Here is an 18,186-nt window from a genome sequence, read left to right as displayed (position 1 = left end):
GGTTCTACCCCAAGGAGCTAAATCATGGCACTGAGTAATATTGACGGGCTGCTGGAAAAACGCCGTTTGGCGCTGCTCGAGTACTGCATCGGCCAGGTTGGCAATGCGAAGTACCCTTTTCTGAAAACGCCGGCCGATCTGTTCGAATTGCTGCGCATGGATCCGCTGGACACCTATCAGGTGCAGAGTTCCTGGGTGGCCGAAGCGACAAGTTGTGCACAGCAGTACATTCATGCGGTGTATCGCAAGCTTGAGCCAGGCTTTGAAACACAGCAGTTCGACAAGCGGCATCTGGAGGAGTGGGAGCTGTACAACAACTACCCCGACTGGGCCGCGGTGCAGATGATTTCGTGCTACCCGGAAAACTTCATCAATCCCTTTGTGCGTCTGCGCAAGACCAGCCTGTTCAAAAGCCTGGAAAACAACCTCAACCAGGCGCGTTTGAACAACGATTCCGTTCAGGCTGCCCTGCAGGACTATCTGCAGGACTTCGAAAAGACCTGCGATCTGGACGTGATCAGTTGCTACATGGATGGCACAACGCCTGCCCGCGCCGATTATTACTTTGTCGGGCGTCAACGTGTGCAGCCGTTCCAGTATTTCTGGCGCAAGGCCGAAATCGAACTCGGCGCCACCACCGTTGCGGTCAACCCGGCCGCCTGGAGTGAGTGGCAAGCCGTGGAGATTCCGTCCGGCAACCGCGTGCTGGATATCCGCCCGGTGGTGTGGAACGGCCGGTTGTGTCTGGTCTGGGCTGAATGGCGTGACAAGGTCACCAGCATAGCCGCGGGCGAATACACCCCGAACAAACTTGAAATCAATCTGGCGTTCATGACGCAGAACGGTCAATGGTCGGCACCGTTGAACCTGCACAGTTCGGAGCATGACCGTGCGCTTTTGCCGGACACGCGGTTGATTGCGAGCGTGCGCACCGACTATCTGGATCCCAAGGGGAAACTGGGGATTTTGATGACGGGCAAGTTCGTACCGGCAACGCCTGAACCTGGTGAACTGAGGATTTACGCCGTTTATGACGTACTGATGCGCCCCGTCAGCGGCGACGGCGGGGGCTGGCTGGATTTGGCGCTGCAACACCGATTCGTCAGCAACGAAACGGTTCAGCACCCGCTGAGCAGTCAGGTGACGGTTGTTCCCCGCAAGCCGGGAAAGGGCGTCATGGCGCCGTATCTGGATGTGCAGGTCATGGCTCTGCGTGTGGGTGAAAGAGATCTACTGATGGTGCAGGGTTTTTGCCGGCCCACGGGACGTGGCAGTGCCCTGCAAAGTGTGAGTTTGGGGATGGAACAAGCAGGCGATGACCCAGGCCCGATAGTCCAGGATGTTGCGGAGGCGGGCGGCTGGGTAACGGCGCCGTGGATATCCAGTCGAGCCGAAGGATCATGGCCGGACCCGACCACGTTTTCATTCGAATTTCCCAGTTGGGAGGGGGGCGGGCAAGTGATGTTCGATCTGACGATTGTCGACCTCCTGGACTTCACCCCGCCGACCCTGCACAAAAATACCGCTGATGCCGCGCAGTTTCTGTCCTTCAACCAGACCGGACTTGCATTGAAGTTCACCCGGCTCAATTCATTGTTTGGGCCGGAACTGGTGCAGCGCTCGAATATTTCCGTGGATGCCGTACTGGACTGGAAAACCCAGTTCTTGCCGGAGCCATCGCCTACCGATGTGCCGTTTAATGAGCCCAATGGTGCCTTCAATGGTGCCAATGGCCTGTTTTTCTGGGAGCTGTTTTTTCATCTGCCGCATTTGATGGCCACGCGCTTGCGCGACGAAGAGCGCTTTCGTGAGGCACAAAACTGGCTGCATTACCTGTTCGATCCTCAGGCCCCTGCCGATCCTGTCACAGAGCCACCCACTCCCAATCCGAAACCGAGGTATTGGCGCTGCCGGCCTTTGGACACCGTTCAAGGCGAGCCGGGTTGTGAAACACAAAACCCCACAGACCCGGATGCCATCGGCTATGCGGCCCCCGCGCACTTCCAGATTCTGGTGTTCACCGACTACGTGAAAAATCTGATGGCCTGGGGCGATTGGTATTACCGGCAACTGACCCGTGACAGTCTGGTGGCGGCCAAGTTGTGCTACGTCCAGGCCGGATTTCTGATGGGCAAGGCGCCCTCCGCCAGCACGGCGACCCGTTGGAAAACCGCTACAGTCGAAAGCCTCTTGAATCAGAGCGCTTCGCGGCCCAGGCTCGAAGCTTTTGAGCAGACGCTGAATTTTAGTCTGGCGGATTTTCCGGTCGCCTCAGATACCCCGCCCATGCTCGGCCTGTTGGCGTGCGGGCCTTTTGAAATTCCGGTCAATCAGTCGCTGCTCGACCTGTTCGCAGCGCCCGATCAACGGCTGCATAACCTGCGCAACAACCTGACCCTTGATGGCAAACCGCTGGATATTGCCCTGTTCAGCCCCGCCACTGATCCCAATCAATTGGTGCGTGACCTGGCGGCCGGTGGCGTGGCCGGGCCCAGACCGATGGGCGGGCGGCTGGTGGTCAACGCGTTCCGCTGGCGCGTGACGTTCGAAGTCGCGCTGCGCGCGGTGCAGGCGTTGCAGGATTACGGCAGTCAGGTGCTGAATCTGCTTGAACGACGCGATCGCGCCGAGCAGGAAGAGTTGCAGCAAAACCATCTGGTGGAGTTGGGCAGCTACGCCGAGACGGTGCAGGAGCAGTCCATCGCTCAGTTGGAGGCCAATGTTACGGCGCTGCAGCATAGCCGGGCAGTGGCGCAGGAACGGGCCGATGCTTACGCAACGCGCTACAACGACAACGTCTCGGCGATTGAGTATCAGGTCATGGCGAGCCTGAAGCAGTCGAAAACATTCACCTTGCAGGCCAAAGTCGTCAAAACCGCAGGCGGGGTCATTGCGGCATTACCAAAAATCTTTGGTATGTCCAATGGTGGTTTCAAGCCCGAAAATGCATTCGATGCAGTCGCTTTCGGCCTGGAGGTTGCCTCGTCGCTGGTGCAGATCGATGCCGATAGTCAGGCCACCACCGAAGGCTACCGTCGTCGCCGTGGCGAATGGGGCCTGCAACGCGACCAGGCACTGGCGGAGGTGCGTGCCATCGATGCGCAGATCGTCGCGCAAACCCATTCAGTGACCGCTGCCCGATCCAGCCTTGAGCAAACCCTCAGGGGCAACGCTCAGGCATTGACGGTTTACAACTACCTGAAAAAACGCGCCAGCAACGCCGAGTTGTTCGGCTGGATGCTCGGCCAACTCAAGGCGCTGCACTATCAGGCCTACGATGCGGTAATCAGCCTGTGCCTTAGCGCCCAGGCCTCACTGGCTGCCGAAACCGGCGATTACGATGCGCAGATCCCCTTGCCCCAGGTCTGGCTCGACCACCGCCATGGTTTGACCGCCGGTGAGCAATTGCGTGGGCATCTGCTGCGCCTGGAACGTGAACACCTGCAACGTCAGGAGCGACGGCTGGAGCTGGTCAAAACCGTCTCCTTGCGGCACTTGTTCGATGACGAAGTCGAGCGCCAGGTGGGCGTTGCCGACTGGGCGGATGCCTTGGAGCAATTGAAAGACACTGGCGCGCTGGAGTTCAAGCTGACCCAGTTGCTGTTCGATCGTGATCATCCGGGCCACTTCTGCCGGCAGATCAGTTCGGTGGAAGTTGATCTGCCGGTACTGACCGGCCCCTTCGAAGATGTCCGCGCGACCTTGCTCCAGATCAGCAGTATGACGGCGACCCGATCGACCACGCAGTCGGTGCAGTACTTGCACAATCCGGTCGGGGTCGCGCCATCGGATGTGGTGATCAATCTGCGCAGCGCTCAGCAAATAGCGTTGTCGCTCGGGGTTGCCGACAACGGCCTGAGCGCCATGAAGCCCGATGAGGGTCTGCTTAATCCTTTTGAGAACACCGGTGCGATCTCCAGTTGGAAACTGAATTTCCCGTGGCCGGGAAAACAGCCGCAGGCAGCAATGCTCGACTCGTTGACCGACATCATTGTGCGCATCCGCTATACCGCCAAGGCTGGTGAACCGACCTTCACCCAAAAAGTCGTGGATCTGGTCACCGAGGCTGAAAACGCCAGTCTGAACAAACAAGTCAAAGGAGCGGGCGATCATGAATGAGCCAGTCATCCAAGCGAATGAAAGTCTGGTGCGTAATGGCTATTTCAATGACCGGCTGGACGGGTGGACTCGAAAAGGCCAGGTAGGTTTGGCAACGGAAATGTATGAGGGCGTGTACACCAATTATATGGATGTCGGGGGCGGAAGCCTGGCCACACAGGCCTTTACGATCCCTAAAAAACCCGACGCCAATGCCAGGTACGAATTGACGTTTCTCTGCGAACTGAATACCGGATTGTCTTGGGCAGGCGATCCAGGCTGGTTGCGCATCCTCAAGGGCAATGATGTGTTAATGAGCATCGAGCTCCAGAAAGGGGATTCACGCAACCTTGAACAGGATCAAGCCCGGCTGGCGGCAGGGCAGCCGTTGGTGTTCAATCCGATTGCCTATCGAGCATCACTGGATGCGTTGGCGTTTGATAGGGGGGACGAGCTGAGTGTTCAAGTCAGTGGTGTGGCCAACTCTTCAGACCAACGTACGTCTGTACGTATCACCCACATCAACCTTCAATTGCATCTGGAACCATTGAGGCTGCAAGAGATGCGCCTCGATGATCAGACTCTGGCGCCAGGCGCTACGTTACACCTGTGCCTGGGAACGACGATCCTTGGCGTCCCACATCGGTTGACGTTCTTGCCTGAGCCGGGAAATGCCTGGGAAAACACCGAGGCTTCTTTGAGCAGCGTCGGCAACCCTCGGGAAGCAATCATCGCGACACCTGATTGGGGTGTCGATCAATCGCTGGAATCCGAATGGCTGCTCGATTGCCCGTGGGTGGGGGATGAGGAGCGCTATGAGTTTGCGTTGACCTTGCGCAACCGGTACGCCGCCGAACCATTCACTATCCCGATTTCACTGGGACATCACCGTCTGGCATTTCGTGATGAGCAGCAAGCCAGTCATTATCCGGTGCTTGAGTATGAAGACCAGGGCGTTTGGCTGGGTGTGCGTGTGGTGTCGTATTACACCAGCCAGGCGATTGCAGACCAAACGGTGAACTGGTCGGTTGCAGGGCAAGGCGTCAAAGCCGCTTCGGTTACCAATGAGCAAGGCTGGGCCGAGTTCTATTACCAGCCGCAGGTGGCGGGTGACGTTGTTGTCACCGCAACGGTTGCCAGTCTTTATTACGCCGAAGGCGAAGTCAGCATGCCTTTTGAGGTGAAGGTCCTGGCCACGGATCCGTGGAACGATTTGAAGGAGATTGTTGACGGAGCACCGACAGACTGGGACACCCCCGGCTACCCGAACCGGGGCTCGGCTCATGAATTGCAGGTACGCCTGCCTGCCGACAGTCCTTTGCTGAATACCACGCTGGCGTTGCGCTGGAGCGGCGATGGGCATGAGCAACTCGGTGTGGTTGTCGAACCGCCAGTTGGGCGCCCTGTGCCCGTCGAAACACCCGACATGGGCTGGACGCTGACCTGCGAGGATCGGCTGGACGGCCGGTTCAAACTGTCACTGGTCTGCTCGATGCTCAAGTTGCCTGCCCCCGAAAAAATCATGTCGCTGGCGCGCAATAAAGTGCGGATTGCCGACGTGCGCGAGGCCAACAAGTATCCGGTAGTGGCGGATCAGGAAATGGTGGTGTTGCGCCTGCAAGTGGTGCATGTCACGACACGTGGCGACGGCGAGGGTGTCATCGACGCTCGGGTCGACTGGGACACCCTCGATGGCCCGTTTTCGACCCGCACCGGCACCGGTGGCTGGGCGAGTCTGCCTTTCGTGCCAAGACAAGTCGGGGAGCAAGTGGTTACCGCCAGCGTCAAGGCCTACGAAGGTGCGGTGGGCATTGAGCAGAAATTCGATGTGAAGGCGATTGCGACCAGTGCCTGGAAAGACAAGGTTGCGATCAAGGTTGATAACCTTCCCATCGAACGGATTAAAGGGGCCGTGTGTTACCGAGGGGAGACACACACCTTGCAAGTCGAGGCGTTACCCGGCAGCCCATTGATTGGCCAAGACATTACGCTCGAGTGGCGGGGTAGCGAGCCGGGTATCGGCCTGGTGGCGAGTGACATCGGAACACCCAAGACTTTGCCCGCCGAGGGCGGTCTGAGCTGGACACTGGAGTCTGATCTTGCGGGCAGTACCAGCAGCATGTTCGAGATGAGATTGACTTGCGCAGGGCTTGAAGATCGAGAATTGTTCGGGCGCCTGATGAAGCGTGATTTTCAGGATGAATTGTCCGTGGTGCTGGATCAGATGACCACGACGAGGGGTCAGCAACTCTATCCGTGTCTGGGGGCCAGACACCGCTACACCCTGAGGCCTCATGCGTTGAGTCCGTTGGTGGGGTTGAATATCGCTCCGTTGTGGGTGAGTGGCGACACACCGGACAAGCTGGGTATCACGATCGAGCCTGCTTTGATAACTGAGCAGTGGTTGGAGGATGGTGGCGCAACCTGGACACTCGATTGTTCAAGCGCTCCGGCACCGGCTGATTTTTCCCTCCTTTTCCAGACGCCTTTGGGTCGAGTCGATGCCAACCAGATGAAGATGGGTCACAACAAAGTCAGGATCGAGGCGTCGCACGAATCGGCGGTGGACCCGGTTGTCGGGCAGGATCCCGCCTGGATGTGGGCGCAGGTGGTTTCCCATTTCACAGACCTTGCTGTGGATCAGGTGCCTGTTAAGTGGACAGTGGATGAACAACCCCAAGAGCACAAAACGGCTGCTGACGGTTGGAGTGGCTTCCCCTTTGTGCCTGCCACGGGAGGGGGCAAAACGGTCGAGGCCCGGGTGATCAGCCCGTATGACGGCTTCGAAGAATCCCGTTCGATGACCGTCAATGCGCTGGCGAGCGATCCGTGGGAAGAGGTGGTGGTCAGTTTTGATGGTCAAGCGGAACAGTCATTGGGAACGCAGGCGTTCTTCCCGCGGCGCAATGGGGAACACAGACTTGACGTGAAAGCCCCGCAGGACAGCGCCTTGTTTGGTAAGTACCTGACGCTAGGCATGATGGGTACCGGGCCAGCGGCGCTGGGCGTACGCTTTGAAGAACCCAGGCTTGGCGAACCCAGGTATTTCAGTGAAGCAGGATTGACCTACCTATTCAGGGTAGGCGATCTCAAGGATGGAAGCTTTGGCCTGGGCTTCTCGTCCTCTCGGCTGGCGCGCCTGTCACCGGTGAACGCATTTTCGGTAGGGCAAGGCGCGCAGGTGGTGAAAATCGCAGAGCGCCAGCGGATCAACAAGACGCTGCTGTGGAGGGAGGTTGTGTCGGAACAGATCACCGTCATCTCGGTGATCAGCGGCAAGCCGATGGTCGGGGTGACCGTGACGTGGCGCAGTCCTGATCTTGGCGTCGTGACGTCGACCACCAATTTTTATGGCGTGGCGAAAATAGATTTTGTGCCAACCACCCCCGGGGCGTTTGCACTGACGGCAACGGTGGGGGATGAGCTGTACTCGGATTCGGTTTCGATGGCGTATTTTCTGAGCGAGCCACGGCAGATCACCGCGTTGGTCATTGATGAGCCTGGCGGCTATCCCGGCCAGCATATGACTGCACAGGCGTGGGTGGTTTCGGCAAATACCGGGGAGCCTATGGCAGATGTCGAGGTGATGTGGGAGTACGACAACGCATCGATACCGGCAACAATGACGGATGCCGATGGCAAGGCAACGTGTAGTTTTACCTTCGGGTCATCAGGTGAGGCTGCTTTGTGGGCGTCGGTACAGGGCGGTTTGGCTGGCTGGGATGTGAAAACGCTGTGGTTGACCGTCTATGAACCTCCAGCGGCAGTGGCGTCCGTTGTCGCTTCGCTAAATCCGGTTCCCTTGCAAACCTATGTAACCATGACTGCGTTGATCGTGGATAAGGAGTCTCGAGAGCCGATGCCAAAAAGAAAAATCCAGGTCTCAAATAATGGAGCACCATTCTTCGAAACCACTACCGATAGTAAGGGGCAATATCAGAGCTATTGGAGACCGATGTCTATAACGGATAACGTTTCCCTCGCCGTCAAGCTCAACAACCCAGATGGCACCTCGGACAGTGGTGCCGTGTATGTCACGGTCGTGAGCTGATCGACAGTTTAAAGCGCGGCACTTCGTTTCCAGCTGAGATACAGCGTCACCAGTTCGGCCCCCAACTCCGCAGGCTGAACATCCACCACCGGTACTCCATGAGCACTCAACCGCTCATGGAGTTCTATCCGTTCATTCAAGTAACTCACCGCCCCGCAGTAGGCCAGTGCATCCGGTAGCGTTTGCACCGGCGTATGGCGTAAGGCATCGAGCGTCTTCTCACGCAAACTCGCCACCAGTACTCGGTGTTGCGTGCTCAAGCGTTTGACAGCGCCGAGCAGTTCTTCATCGTCCTCATCGCGCAGGTTGGTGACCAGTACCACCAGCGCCCGGCGCTTTTGCCGGGCCAGCAGCTGATTGGAGGCGGCCTGGTAATCGGCGGGGCGTTGCGTGCTGTCGAGGTCGTAGACGCTGTTGAGCAGTACGTTCAGTTGGCCGGCGCCTTTGACCGGCGCGAGATAGCGAGGTTGATCGCAGGCAAAAGTCATCAAGCCAACGGCATCACCCTGGCGCAAGGCGATGTAACTGAGCAGCAGACAGGCGTTGAGTGCGTGATCGAAGTGCGACAGTTCATCGTCCTGGCTGCGCATGCGCCGGCCGCAGTCGAGCAGGAAAATGATCTGCTGATCGCGTTCGTCCTGATACTCACGGGCAATCGGCGTGCGCTGGCGTGCCGTGGCTTTCCAGTCGATCTGGCGCAGGCTGTCGCCCTCACGGAATTCGCGCAGTTGATGGAACTCCAGACCCTGGCCGCGACGTTGCCGCTGGCGCACGCCGAGTTGGCTGAGCCAGTTGTCTACCGCCAGCAACTTACCGCCGTATAGCCGGGCAAAGTCGGGGTAAACGCGGGTGCTATCGCTAACCTGCAACAGGCGTTTGCCTGACCATAGACCCAGCGGACTTGGCAGGTTGACTTCGCACACATCGACACTGAAATGACCGCGTTTGAGTGGCCGCAGGCGATAACCGATCTGGCTGGTTTGACCGGGCCGCAACGCGACGCTGAGTGGCAGGTTTTCAAAGCTCAGCCCATCGGGGACATGGTCGAAGATCTGAATGTTCAGGGGTTCGGCAAAGTCATGCTCAACCTCAAGCTGCACGTCTCCCCAACGCCCGAGCGCAAGGCTGCCGGGCATCTGCCGTTTGATCCGCAGTGCCGGCAGGCGCTTGAGGCGCAGCGCGTCGAGCATTGCCAGCGCCAACAATGCCAGCAGCAATCCCCAGTTGATCGATAGCAGGCTGGCCGGGATGTCGACCTCCAGTGCCCGCAAAGTGCCCAGCGCCATGCCGATGACCAGCAGCATGGCCAGCCAGATCAGCAGCAGGCGTGCGGGTTTCACAGGCGCGGCGCCGGGATCTGGTCGAGGAGTTGCTGCAGCACCTGATCGACTTGCAGGCCTTCGATGTCCAGCTCCGGGGCAATGCGTACGCGATGGCGCAGCACGGCCAGTGCGCAGCCCTTGATGTCATCCGGGATCACGAACTCGCCGCCGCGCAACAACGCCCGGGCGCGGGCACAACGCACCAGTGCGATCGAGGCGCGCGGCCCGGCACCGAGAATCAGGCCTGGCCAGGTGCGCGTGCTGCGCGCCAGACGCACGGCGTAGTCGAGCACCTGATCGTCCAGCGGCAAATCACTGGCAATGCGCTGCAAGGCTTGCACATCCTTGGCTTGCAGCACGGTGCGCAGTGGCTGCACATCGAGCATGTCGGCGCGGGTCGAACGGCTGACCTGTCGCACCATGTTCAATTCCTGATCCGCGTCCGGGTAGTCCATGCGCACCTTGAGCATGAAGCGGTCTAGTTCAGCTTCCGGCAGTGGATAAGTGCCTTCCTGTTCGATCGGGTTCTGCGTGGCCAACACCATGAACGGCTGAGCGATGGGCAGTGCGCGGCCTTCAAGGGTGACCTGGCGTTCCTGCATGGCTTCGAGCAGTGCGGCCTGAGTTTTCGCCGGGGCGCGGTTGATCTCGTCGGCCAGCAACAGATTGGTGAACAACGGGCCTTTGCGCAGCTTGAACTGCTCTGTCTGAAGGTCGTAGACCGCGTGGCCGGTGACGTCGCTGGGCATCAGGTCCGGGGTGAACTGAATGCGTGCGAACTCGCCGCCGAAGCACCGCGCCAATGCGCGTACCAGCAGGGTTTTACCCAGTCCGGGAACGCCTTCAAGCAACACGTGGCCGCCGGCGATGAGTGCAGTGAGCACGTCGTCGATCACCGCGTTCTGGCCGATCACGGCTTTCTGCAATTCGCCACGCACCGCTTGGGCCAGTTGACTGGCACGCTGGCGTTGCTGGGCGGCGTGGCTGGCGCTGCCGGGCTCGATCTGTTCAGTCATAGCGTGTTCCTCAAGGTTTGCAGGTGGGCGACCTGGCGGCAGAAGTCGGCGCTGGACATCCGCCGGTTCGGCACCGGGCTCAAGGCCTGGCTGATGGCACGGGTGGGTTGCCGTGTCAGGCGCGACAGCGCCAGCCATTGTTCGGCGACGTTCAATTGATTAAAACCGGGGTGCCGTCGCCGGGCACGACGCAATGCGTCCTGTTGCAACGCCTGCAATAGCGACTGCTGTCCGTTGTGCCGGAGCATGAAATCGGCACTGGCACGCAGGTGTTCCTGCAACTGCCGACGGCCAGTCGAGGCGGGCGCCTGAAGCGGGCCGTGGCGTACGCCGGCTTGCCACAACCACAGGCCAATCAGTGCAAGCAGGGCGACGATGGCTTGTGGGAAATAGCGCCAGAGTAGCGTCAACAGGCCATCGTGCTCGGTGTTGTAGATCAGCGTGACGTCGGTGTCGGCGCTCAGGTACCAGAGCAGCCAGGCGTTGTCGTACTGGGCGATGGCCGGGGTTTTCCACAACTCGGCATCGGTAACCACGGTGATCGAACCGAGGCTGTAGGGCAGTTGCATCATGTGCGTGGCCTTGGCGCTGTTGGCCCAGGCCTGAGCAAGATTTTTCGGATCATCGAGGTGAAAGTCGGTGTCGAACCCCGCATAGGCCGGCGCGTCTTCATCTTCCATATACAGCTTGGTCAATTTCGGAAAAGGGTCTTGTTCCTGATCGGCAGGGGCATCCTTCAGATCTTTACTCATGGACTGATGCAGTTGCACGCGGTCAAGCAACAGGTCGTTGCTTTGTTTCGCCTGCTCATCCCACAGCGATTCGGCGACAAACACCAGCCGTCCACCGGCCCGCGTCCAGTTCAACACTTGATCGACCTGACGCGGCGTCATTCGCGAACGGTCGTTGAACAGCAGCAATGTGTGGCCCCGTGGATCGGTGTCCGGCAGCACCGCCAGACTTTCGGCATGGGCGACTTTGATGCCGCGCTCGCGCAAAAACATTTCTGCCGCCAGATAGGGATTGGCCTGCGCGGCCGGTGAGGGGCCGTGATCGATCTGCTCCTGATACGGCTTGGCATTGAGGTACAGGAAAATGCTCAGCGCAGCCAGCAGCGCGACGATCAATGCGCCAATCCACCACAGCGTGCGCCGGTTCAACGGCTGACTCCCTGGCCGAACAGGGCGCGCCAGCCATCACACAACTCCTGTTGCAGATGCGCCGCCGGTATCCGATGCCCGTAGGCCATGCTCTGCCAGTGCGTGGTCAGCGTGCGGCTGAAGGCGAGCAATTCCGGACGCTGCAACTGTTCGACACGCGCCAGCACCTGATTTTCGGTGTCGGCGTCTTTCAGGGTCAGAGCAAAGTCGTGCAGCAAATGGCTGAGCAGGCCCCGATAGAGCAAACTCAAGGCTGCGCGGGGCTGGCTCTGCCAGAGTTGTTCGGCGTGGGCGGCGATATCGTCTGGCAGGGTGTCGCGGTTCAGATCCAGGCCGAAGGCTTGCTGCGGGGTTGGTCGCTTGGCGCGGGCGGGCAGTTTCGGCCGGCTGACGAAGGTTTGCAGAAACTCCCGATAGCGCCAGACCAGCCAGCCGAGTCCCGCAATCAATGTGCCCCACAACACCACTTCGATCAGCGTGGCCAAGGTATTGAAGTGGCGGCCGTCGAGCCAGCCGAGCAGGGTCTTCAGCCACTGCGGGGCTTCACCGTCCTTCTCGGATTTGGCCGGGGCCGCCGGGTCGTCACCAAAGCGATAACGGGTAACGGACTCCTTGTTCTTGAATGGCGCTTGTTCAAGCAGGGCCTTGACGCTGTCACGTGATTCCTGACTGGTCAGCGGCTGATTCAACAAGCGCGGCGCATCCGGGCTGCTGACGGGCTCGGCCGCCCAGACCTGGGGCACATTCGGCAGCAGCAGACACACCGCCAGCAGCACGCCGACCACGCTGCTGTTCAGGCGTTGGCGCAAGCGGCGGAACACCAGTTCAATGTCCCATGCCTCCAGTTGTGTGCGCCGATTCAGATAGAGACTGAAACCGCAGGCCACATAAATCGGCTCCCACACCACCAGCACCAGTGCATAAAAGGCGTTGGTCAGGTGCTCCAGCCAGCGCCAGTCCTGGTCCGCCGCGAGGATCAACGACTGCCAGTCCCAGTCGGTTTCGATCTGTTGCGGTAACAGCAGGTAGAACAGCACCATCAGGCCAATCCACAGCGCCGTTTCCAGATGCACGCCGATGATCGTCAGCCACTGCGCGGCGCCGGCGTTGCGTTGCAGCAGCACCTGCAAACGCTGCTGACGGGCGTCGCCATCCAGACTTTCGAGTTGCACCACGGACATGAGGAAACTGCGGCTCAAACTCAGGCGTCGCCAGGTCAGGCTGGCCAGCAGTTGCGGTTTGAGCAGGCGCGGCCACTCACGCAGGGCTTGTCTGAGCGTCGGCGTTTCGCCGAACAGCGCTTTGGACAGGATGTACAGTGGCAGGCGTTCATAGGCCGGCTTCAGCCACCAGAAAATAAACACCGCCAGTGACGGCGAATCCCACAGCAACACGCTGAGCAAGGCGAACAGCGGCAGGGTGACGATGGCCCAACTGGTCATCAACAAGCGCCGATGCTGCTGACTCATGAGCACGCCAAGATCCATGGCTTCCCAGGTGGTACGCGGACGGATGACCACGGTCGCGTCACTCAGGCGCATGGCGTGTCCTTCCGGCGAACAGCAAATAGCTCGCCACTAACATCCACAGAGCGGCACCGACCAGATATTTGGTGAGCGGAGCGACGCTGGTTTTCGACGACCAATAGGCTTCTATAAACGCGGCGATCAGCAGGAACAACATGACCCCACAGATCAGCAGCACGCTTTTGCGCGCGGCGCGTTTCAACGCTTCGGCACGGGTCAGGCGCCCCGGTGCGATCAACGCCCAGCCCAGTTGCAGACCTGCCGCGCCGGCCAGGGCAATGGCTGTCAGTTCAAAGGCACCATGGGCGACCACGAATGACCAGAAGGTCTGGCCGTAGCCGATTTCACTCAGATGCCCGGCCACGGCGCCTATGACCAGGCCGTTGTAGAACAGGAAAAACGCACTGCCCACCCCCATCAGCAAACCGCTGGCGAAGGTCTGAAAGGCGATGCCGATGTTGTGCATCACGTAGTAGCCGAACATCACCCAGTCTTCGCTGGCCGCGCGTTCGGCCGGGCGCCCGAGGTGACCGGCCACCGGGTCATACATGCCTTGCATCTCGCGCACCTGATCGGCGGGGAGCAGGTTGTAGACCAGTTCGGGAAACACATAGACCAGCACACCGACGCCGATCAGGCTGCCGAAAAACAACAGGCCGGCGGCCAGCACGAAACGCCATTCGGCACGCACCAGACGCGGGAAGTCGGCGAGGATGAAGCTCAACAGGTTGGCGCCCAAACGACTGCGATGCCGGTAAAGCTGTTGATGACCGCGCAATACCTGTTGTTGCAGCGAGTCGATGAGAAAACTGCTGTAACCGCGTTCCTGCGCCAGTGCCAGATGTTGGCAGAGGTGCCGATATGCTTTGGGGAAGCCTGCCACTTGTGAGGTTTCCTTACCCCGTTCGAGACGTTCAAGGGCCAGGGCAAAACGCTCCCATTCGGCCTTGTGTCGATTTTCGAAAAGGCTTTGCTTCATGTCGGGCCCAACAAGCCGCGGGCGATGCCGTTGAGTTCGGTGACTGCTCTGGGCGCAGAAATATGCAGCGGCTGGGCCAGCAACGCCGCCAGTTCATTGACCCGCGCCGGTGTCAGCTCGGCCTGCCGCTCGGCGAATCCGAGCAGCGCGCGCTGTTCGCTGAGGGTGAGGGCAATCGGCGCGCGGCGCGGTTCGGCGGCGGGCAATTGCGGGCGGGTTAGTGGGCGTTCGCTGTAGACCACCAGCGTGCCGGCGGCGATGTCGCCCAGACGCTTGAAGGTCGGGTGATTAAGGCAACTGAGGGTGCCGAGGAAATAACCGAATGGCAGCAGATCGACAAAGCGCAACAGGTTGCGCAGCAAGGACGCCGACCAGCCAATCGGCGTGCCGTCATCATGTACCACGCGCAGGCCCATCCATTGCTTACCCGGCGAGCGTCCCTGGCGCAGCACTTCGAACAGCACCATGTACCACCAGCTGACCGCAAACAGCAGCAGCGAGCCGAGGCCCATGCCGAGCTTGCCGAAAAACGCCAGGACGATGAACAGCACGCCCATGACCGCGCCGCGAATACCTAGGTCAATCGCGAAGGCGATGGCCCGTACCATCAACCCGGCGGGTCGCAGCGGCAAGTCGATGCCTTCCGGCGTTTCGACCTGATGCCGCGTATCCAGCGGTGCTTTCCTTGGCGGTGCTGTGGGCTCGAGCATGGGCTTCCTGATGTTCGCCTGTTCGGGATGCAAGTGGGGCCGATGCTAGCAGCCTCTCGGGGGGAAACGACATAACTATGTATTGCACATCGTGTGACGCCAGGTGTTTGAATGACGCGAGGCTGGCCGCGACCGCGGTTGAACGCCTAGACTTCGCCGATCTTCAGTTCAGGAACCGCCCGTGACTTCCATCTTTTGGTACGACTACGAAACCACTGGCATCAATCCCCGCAACGACCGCCCGCTGCAGGTTGCCGGGATTCGCACCGATCATGACCTCAACGAAATCGATGAACCGGTCAATCTCTACTGCCAACCCAGCGAAGACATCCTGCCGCATCCGGCGGCGTGCGTAATCACTGGCATTACTCCGAGCCAGCTCGCCGACAAGGGCTTGAGCGAGGCCGATTTCATGACCCGGGTGCATGCACAACTGGCGGCTCCCGGTACGTGCGGCGCCGGTTACAACACGTTGCGGTTCGACGACGAGATGACGCGCTACAGTTTGTACCGCAATTTCTTCGACCCATACGCGCGTGAATGGCAGGGTGGCAACAGTCGCTGGGATCTGATCGATGTGGTCCGCGCCGCGTATGCACTGCGTCCGGACGGGCTGGTCTGGCCGACCGATGACGAGGGTCGGGTAACGCTCAAGCTCGAGCGCCTGACGGCCGTGAACAATATTGATCATGGTCACGCCCACGAGGCCTTGTCGGACGTGCGCGCGACCATCGCGCTGGCGCGGCTGATCCGCGAGAAGCAGCCAAAACTGTATGACTGGTTGTTCCAGTTGCGCAGCAAGCAAAAGGTCATGGATCAGATTCGTCTGTTGCAGCCGCTGGTGCACATTTCCGGGCGCTTCTCGGCGGCGCGCAGTTATGTCGGCGTGGTGCTGCCGTTGGCCTGGCATCCGAAGAACCGCAACGCCTTGATCGTCTGCGATCTGCATCTGGATCCCCAGGGCTTGCTCGATCTCGATGCGCAGACCCTGCGCCAGCGCCTGTACACCCGCCGTGACGATTTGCTGGAAGGTGAGTTGCCGGTGCCGCTCAAACTGATTCATATCAATCGTTGCCCGGTGGTGGCGCCACTGTCGGTATTGCGCGCGCAAGATCAGCAGAGACTGGGGCTGGACATGGCGCTTTATCAGGAACGAGCGCTGCGACTAACTGACGCACAAGAAGTTTGGAAAGATAAAGTTGCGGCGATTTATGCCAGCGAAGACTTCACCCCGAGCGAGGATCCGGAACAACAGTTGTACGACGGATTTATCGGTGACCGCGACCGACGTCTATGTGAGCAAGTGAGAACGGCCGATCCTGCACAATTAGCGCAAGAGCAATGGCCTTTCGATGATGAACGTTTGCCTGAATTACTCTTTCGATATCGAGCGCGTAACTTTCCCGACACCTTGAGTTTTGAAGAGCAGGAACGTTGGAGAATATTTTGTCAGCAGCGTTTGTCCGCACCTGAATGGGGGGCTCCAAATACCCTGACATCTTTTACAGAGGCAGCAGAGAAATGGGCGCTTAGTGCGACGCCGGTGCAGAGTGCGGTGCTCAATGAATGGCAGAATTATGTCCAGGTATTGCGCAAACGTTTGAATCTTTGAAATCGAACATGACCGGGTTAATTCCGGACATAAAAAAACGCCAGCATTCGCTGGCGTTTTTTTTCACCGCAGATCAGTCCGCGGCAGGCGTTGCGGCTTAGCCCAGCAGGGTAGCCCAGCCTTCAACCACGTCACCGCCCCACTTGGCTTTCCACTCTTTCAGAGTTTTGTGGTTGCCACCTTTGGTTTCGATGACTTCGCCGTTGTGCGGGTTTTTGTATTGTTTAACTTTGCGAGCACGCTTGGTGCCGGTAGTTTTTACAGCGCCGCCGCGTGGAGCCTTGGTTTTCGATTCTGGATCCAGCAGGGCGATGATGTCACGCAGGGACTTGGAGTATTCGCCCATCAGGGTGCGCAGTTTGCCTTCGAATTCCAGCTCGGTTTGCAGTTTGTCGTCTTGCGACAGGTTCTTCAAACGGGCTTGCAGCTCTTTGATAGCTTCTTCGGTGGCGCGATATTCGTTGATCAAGGACATGATTACTACCTTAGTAGAGTGCTGAGTGGCAGGGGACAGTGCCGCAATAATAGTCAGGCTGTTTCATCAAGTAAACATTTAACCGGGGTTTTTATTTAAATTAGTTACAAGAATTAGCGGCAAATTGAATGTTCGGTTAAATAGTGTGATGCAGTCATCACAGATACTCACAGTTATCTGATCAAGCAATACCTCCGAACCGCCGTCCCGTTGACGGGTGTCCCCGTCAAAAAGCCGTACGCCGGGGTGGGGCGAACGCCCCCGAGCTCATCAATACTGCAGTTTTGCTGCGCAGTCGCTAGAATGGCGGCCTTTGCGAAGTTCTGGAGTTTCCCCCTCATGCGCACTTTTCGGCTGGTGATTTCTTGCCCGGACCGCGTTGGCATTGTTGCCAAAGTCAGTAATTTTCTGGCATCCCATAATGGCTGGATCACCGAAGCGAGCCACCACTCGGATAATCAGATCGGTTGGTTCTTCATGCGTCACGAAATTCGTGCCGATTCGCTGCCGTTCGGTATTGAAGTCTTGCGCGAGAAGTTTGCACCGATCGCCGAAGAGTTCTCGATGGACTGGCGCATCACCGACACCGAGCAGAAAAAACGCGTGGTGCTGATGGCCAGCCGCGAATCCCATTGCCTGGCCGATCTGCTGCACCGCTGGCACAGCGATGAACTGGACTGCGAAATCTCCTGCGTGATTTCCAACCACGACGATCTGCGCAGCATGGTCGAGTGGCACGGCATTCCTTATTACCACGTCCCGGTCAATCCGCAGGACAAGGAGCCGGCATTCGCCGAAGTGTCGCGTCTGGTCAAACAACACGATGCCGAAGTGGTGGTGCTGGCGCGCTACATGCAAATCCTGCCGCCGGCGCTGTGCCGCGAATACGCGCACCAGGTCATCAACATTCACCACAGCTTCCTGCCGTCGTTCGTCGGTGCCAAGCCTTACCACCAGGCCTCCCTGCGTGGCGTGAAACTGATCGGTGCGACCTGCCACTACGTGACCGAAGAGCTGGACGCCGGTCCGATCATCGAGCAGGACGTTGTCCGCGTCAGCCACAGCGACAGCATCGAAGACATGGTGCGTTTCGGTCGTGACGTCGAGAAGATGGTGTTGGCGCGTGGTCTTCGTTATCACCTCGAAGATCGTGTGCTGGTACATGGCAACAAGACTGTAGTGTTCTGATCGAACCACTTCATGCTTGAAAAACGAAGGGCTTGGGCGTTGAATCGCC

11 protein-coding genes are annotated in these 18,186 nt (G+C 59.1%); 4 read left to right on the top strand and 7 right to left on the bottom strand.

Going from position 1 to position 18,186, the window contains the following annotated elements:
* Positions 1-24 precede the first annotated feature (24 nt).
* Together IAI51_RS08765 and IAI51_RS08760 are read left to right on the top strand one after the other, a co-directional pair.
* Positions 25-4,119 (top strand): neuraminidase-like domain-containing protein, encoded by a 4,095-nt coding sequence (locus IAI51_RS08765; RefSeq protein WP_187678104.1) that lies wholly within the window; start codon positions 25-27, stop codon positions 4,117-4,119.
* The gene (locus IAI51_RS08760; RefSeq protein WP_187678103.1) at positions 4,112-8,149 is read left to right on the top strand and encodes a hypothetical protein; all 4,038 of its coding nucleotides are present in this window, start codon (positions 4,112-4,114) and stop codon (positions 8,147-8,149) included. Before IAI51_RS08765 ends, IAI51_RS08760 begins: the two co-directional genes overlap by 8 nt.
* 8 nt (positions 8,150-8,157) lie before the next feature.
* Here the strand turns inward: IAI51_RS08760 and IAI51_RS08755 are convergent, their stop codons facing one another.
* The 6 genes from IAI51_RS08755 to IAI51_RS08730 are packed head-to-tail and all read right to left on the bottom strand — an operon-like array spanning position 8,158 to position 14,862.
* Entirely contained in the window at positions 8,158-9,489 is a 1,332-nt protein-coding gene (locus IAI51_RS08755; protein WP_187678102.1) for a DUF58 domain-containing protein, read from the bottom strand.
* Positions 9,486-10,487, bottom strand: a complete 1,002-nt coding sequence (locus tag IAI51_RS08750; protein ID WP_187678101.1) for an AAA family ATPase — start codon at positions 10,485-10,487, stop codon at positions 9,486-9,488. The genes IAI51_RS08755 and IAI51_RS08750 overlap by 4 nt, the downstream gene beginning before the upstream one ends.
* Positions 10,484-11,647 (bottom strand): DUF4350 domain-containing protein, encoded by a 1,164-nt coding sequence (locus tag IAI51_RS08745; RefSeq protein WP_187678100.1) that lies wholly within the window; start codon positions 11,645-11,647, stop codon positions 10,484-10,486. Before IAI51_RS08745 ends, IAI51_RS08750 begins: the two co-directional genes overlap by 4 nt.
* Positions 11,644-13,188, bottom strand: coding sequence for a DUF4129 domain-containing protein (locus IAI51_RS08740; RefSeq protein ID WP_187678099.1), 1,545 nt, complete (start codon positions 13,186-13,188; stop codon positions 11,644-11,646). Before IAI51_RS08740 ends, IAI51_RS08745 begins: the two co-directional genes overlap by 4 nt.
* Complete coding sequence (locus IAI51_RS08735) at positions 13,175-14,152, bottom strand: stage II sporulation protein M (RefSeq protein WP_187678098.1); 978 nt, start codon at positions 14,150-14,152, stop codon at positions 13,175-13,177. Before IAI51_RS08735 ends, IAI51_RS08740 begins: the two co-directional genes overlap by 14 nt.
* Positions 14,149-14,862 carry an RDD family protein gene (locus IAI51_RS08730; protein WP_187678097.1) on the bottom strand — a complete coding sequence of 238 codons (714 nt, stop codon included), beginning with the start codon at positions 14,860-14,862 and terminating at the stop codon, positions 14,149-14,151. The genes IAI51_RS08735 and IAI51_RS08730 overlap by 4 nt, the downstream gene beginning before the upstream one ends.
* 181 nt (positions 14,863-15,043) lie before the next feature.
* On the opposite strand from IAI51_RS08730, the gene sbcB reads away from it, so the two are divergent.
* A complete protein-coding gene (gene sbcB / locus IAI51_RS08725) occupies positions 15,044-16,474 on the top strand; it encodes an exodeoxyribonuclease I (RefSeq protein WP_187678096.1) in 1,431 nt (476 codons plus the stop codon).
* A gap of 97 nt (positions 16,475-16,571) precedes the next feature.
* Here sbcB and mvaT read toward each other — a convergent pair whose 3' ends face one another.
* Positions 16,572-16,949, bottom strand: coding sequence for a histone-like nucleoid-structuring protein MvaT (mvaT, locus tag IAI51_RS08720; RefSeq protein WP_007933316.1), 378 nt, complete (start codon positions 16,947-16,949; stop codon positions 16,572-16,574).
* A gap of 339 nt (positions 16,950-17,288) precedes the next feature.
* On the opposite strand from mvaT, the gene purU reads away from it, so the two are divergent.
* Positions 17,289-18,137 (top strand): formyltetrahydrofolate deformylase, encoded by an 849-nt coding sequence (gene purU, locus IAI51_RS08715; protein ID WP_187678095.1) that lies wholly within the window; start codon positions 17,289-17,291, stop codon positions 18,135-18,137.
* The last annotated feature ends 49 nt before the right edge of the window (positions 18,138-18,186 follow it).

Origin of the sequence: Pseudomonas sp. N40(2020) (assembly GCF_014472415.1) — a bacterium.
GTDB lineage: Bacteria > Pseudomonadota > Gammaproteobacteria > Pseudomonadales > Pseudomonadaceae > Aquipseudomonas.
This window is presented reverse-complemented; position numbering and strand designations above follow the sequence as displayed.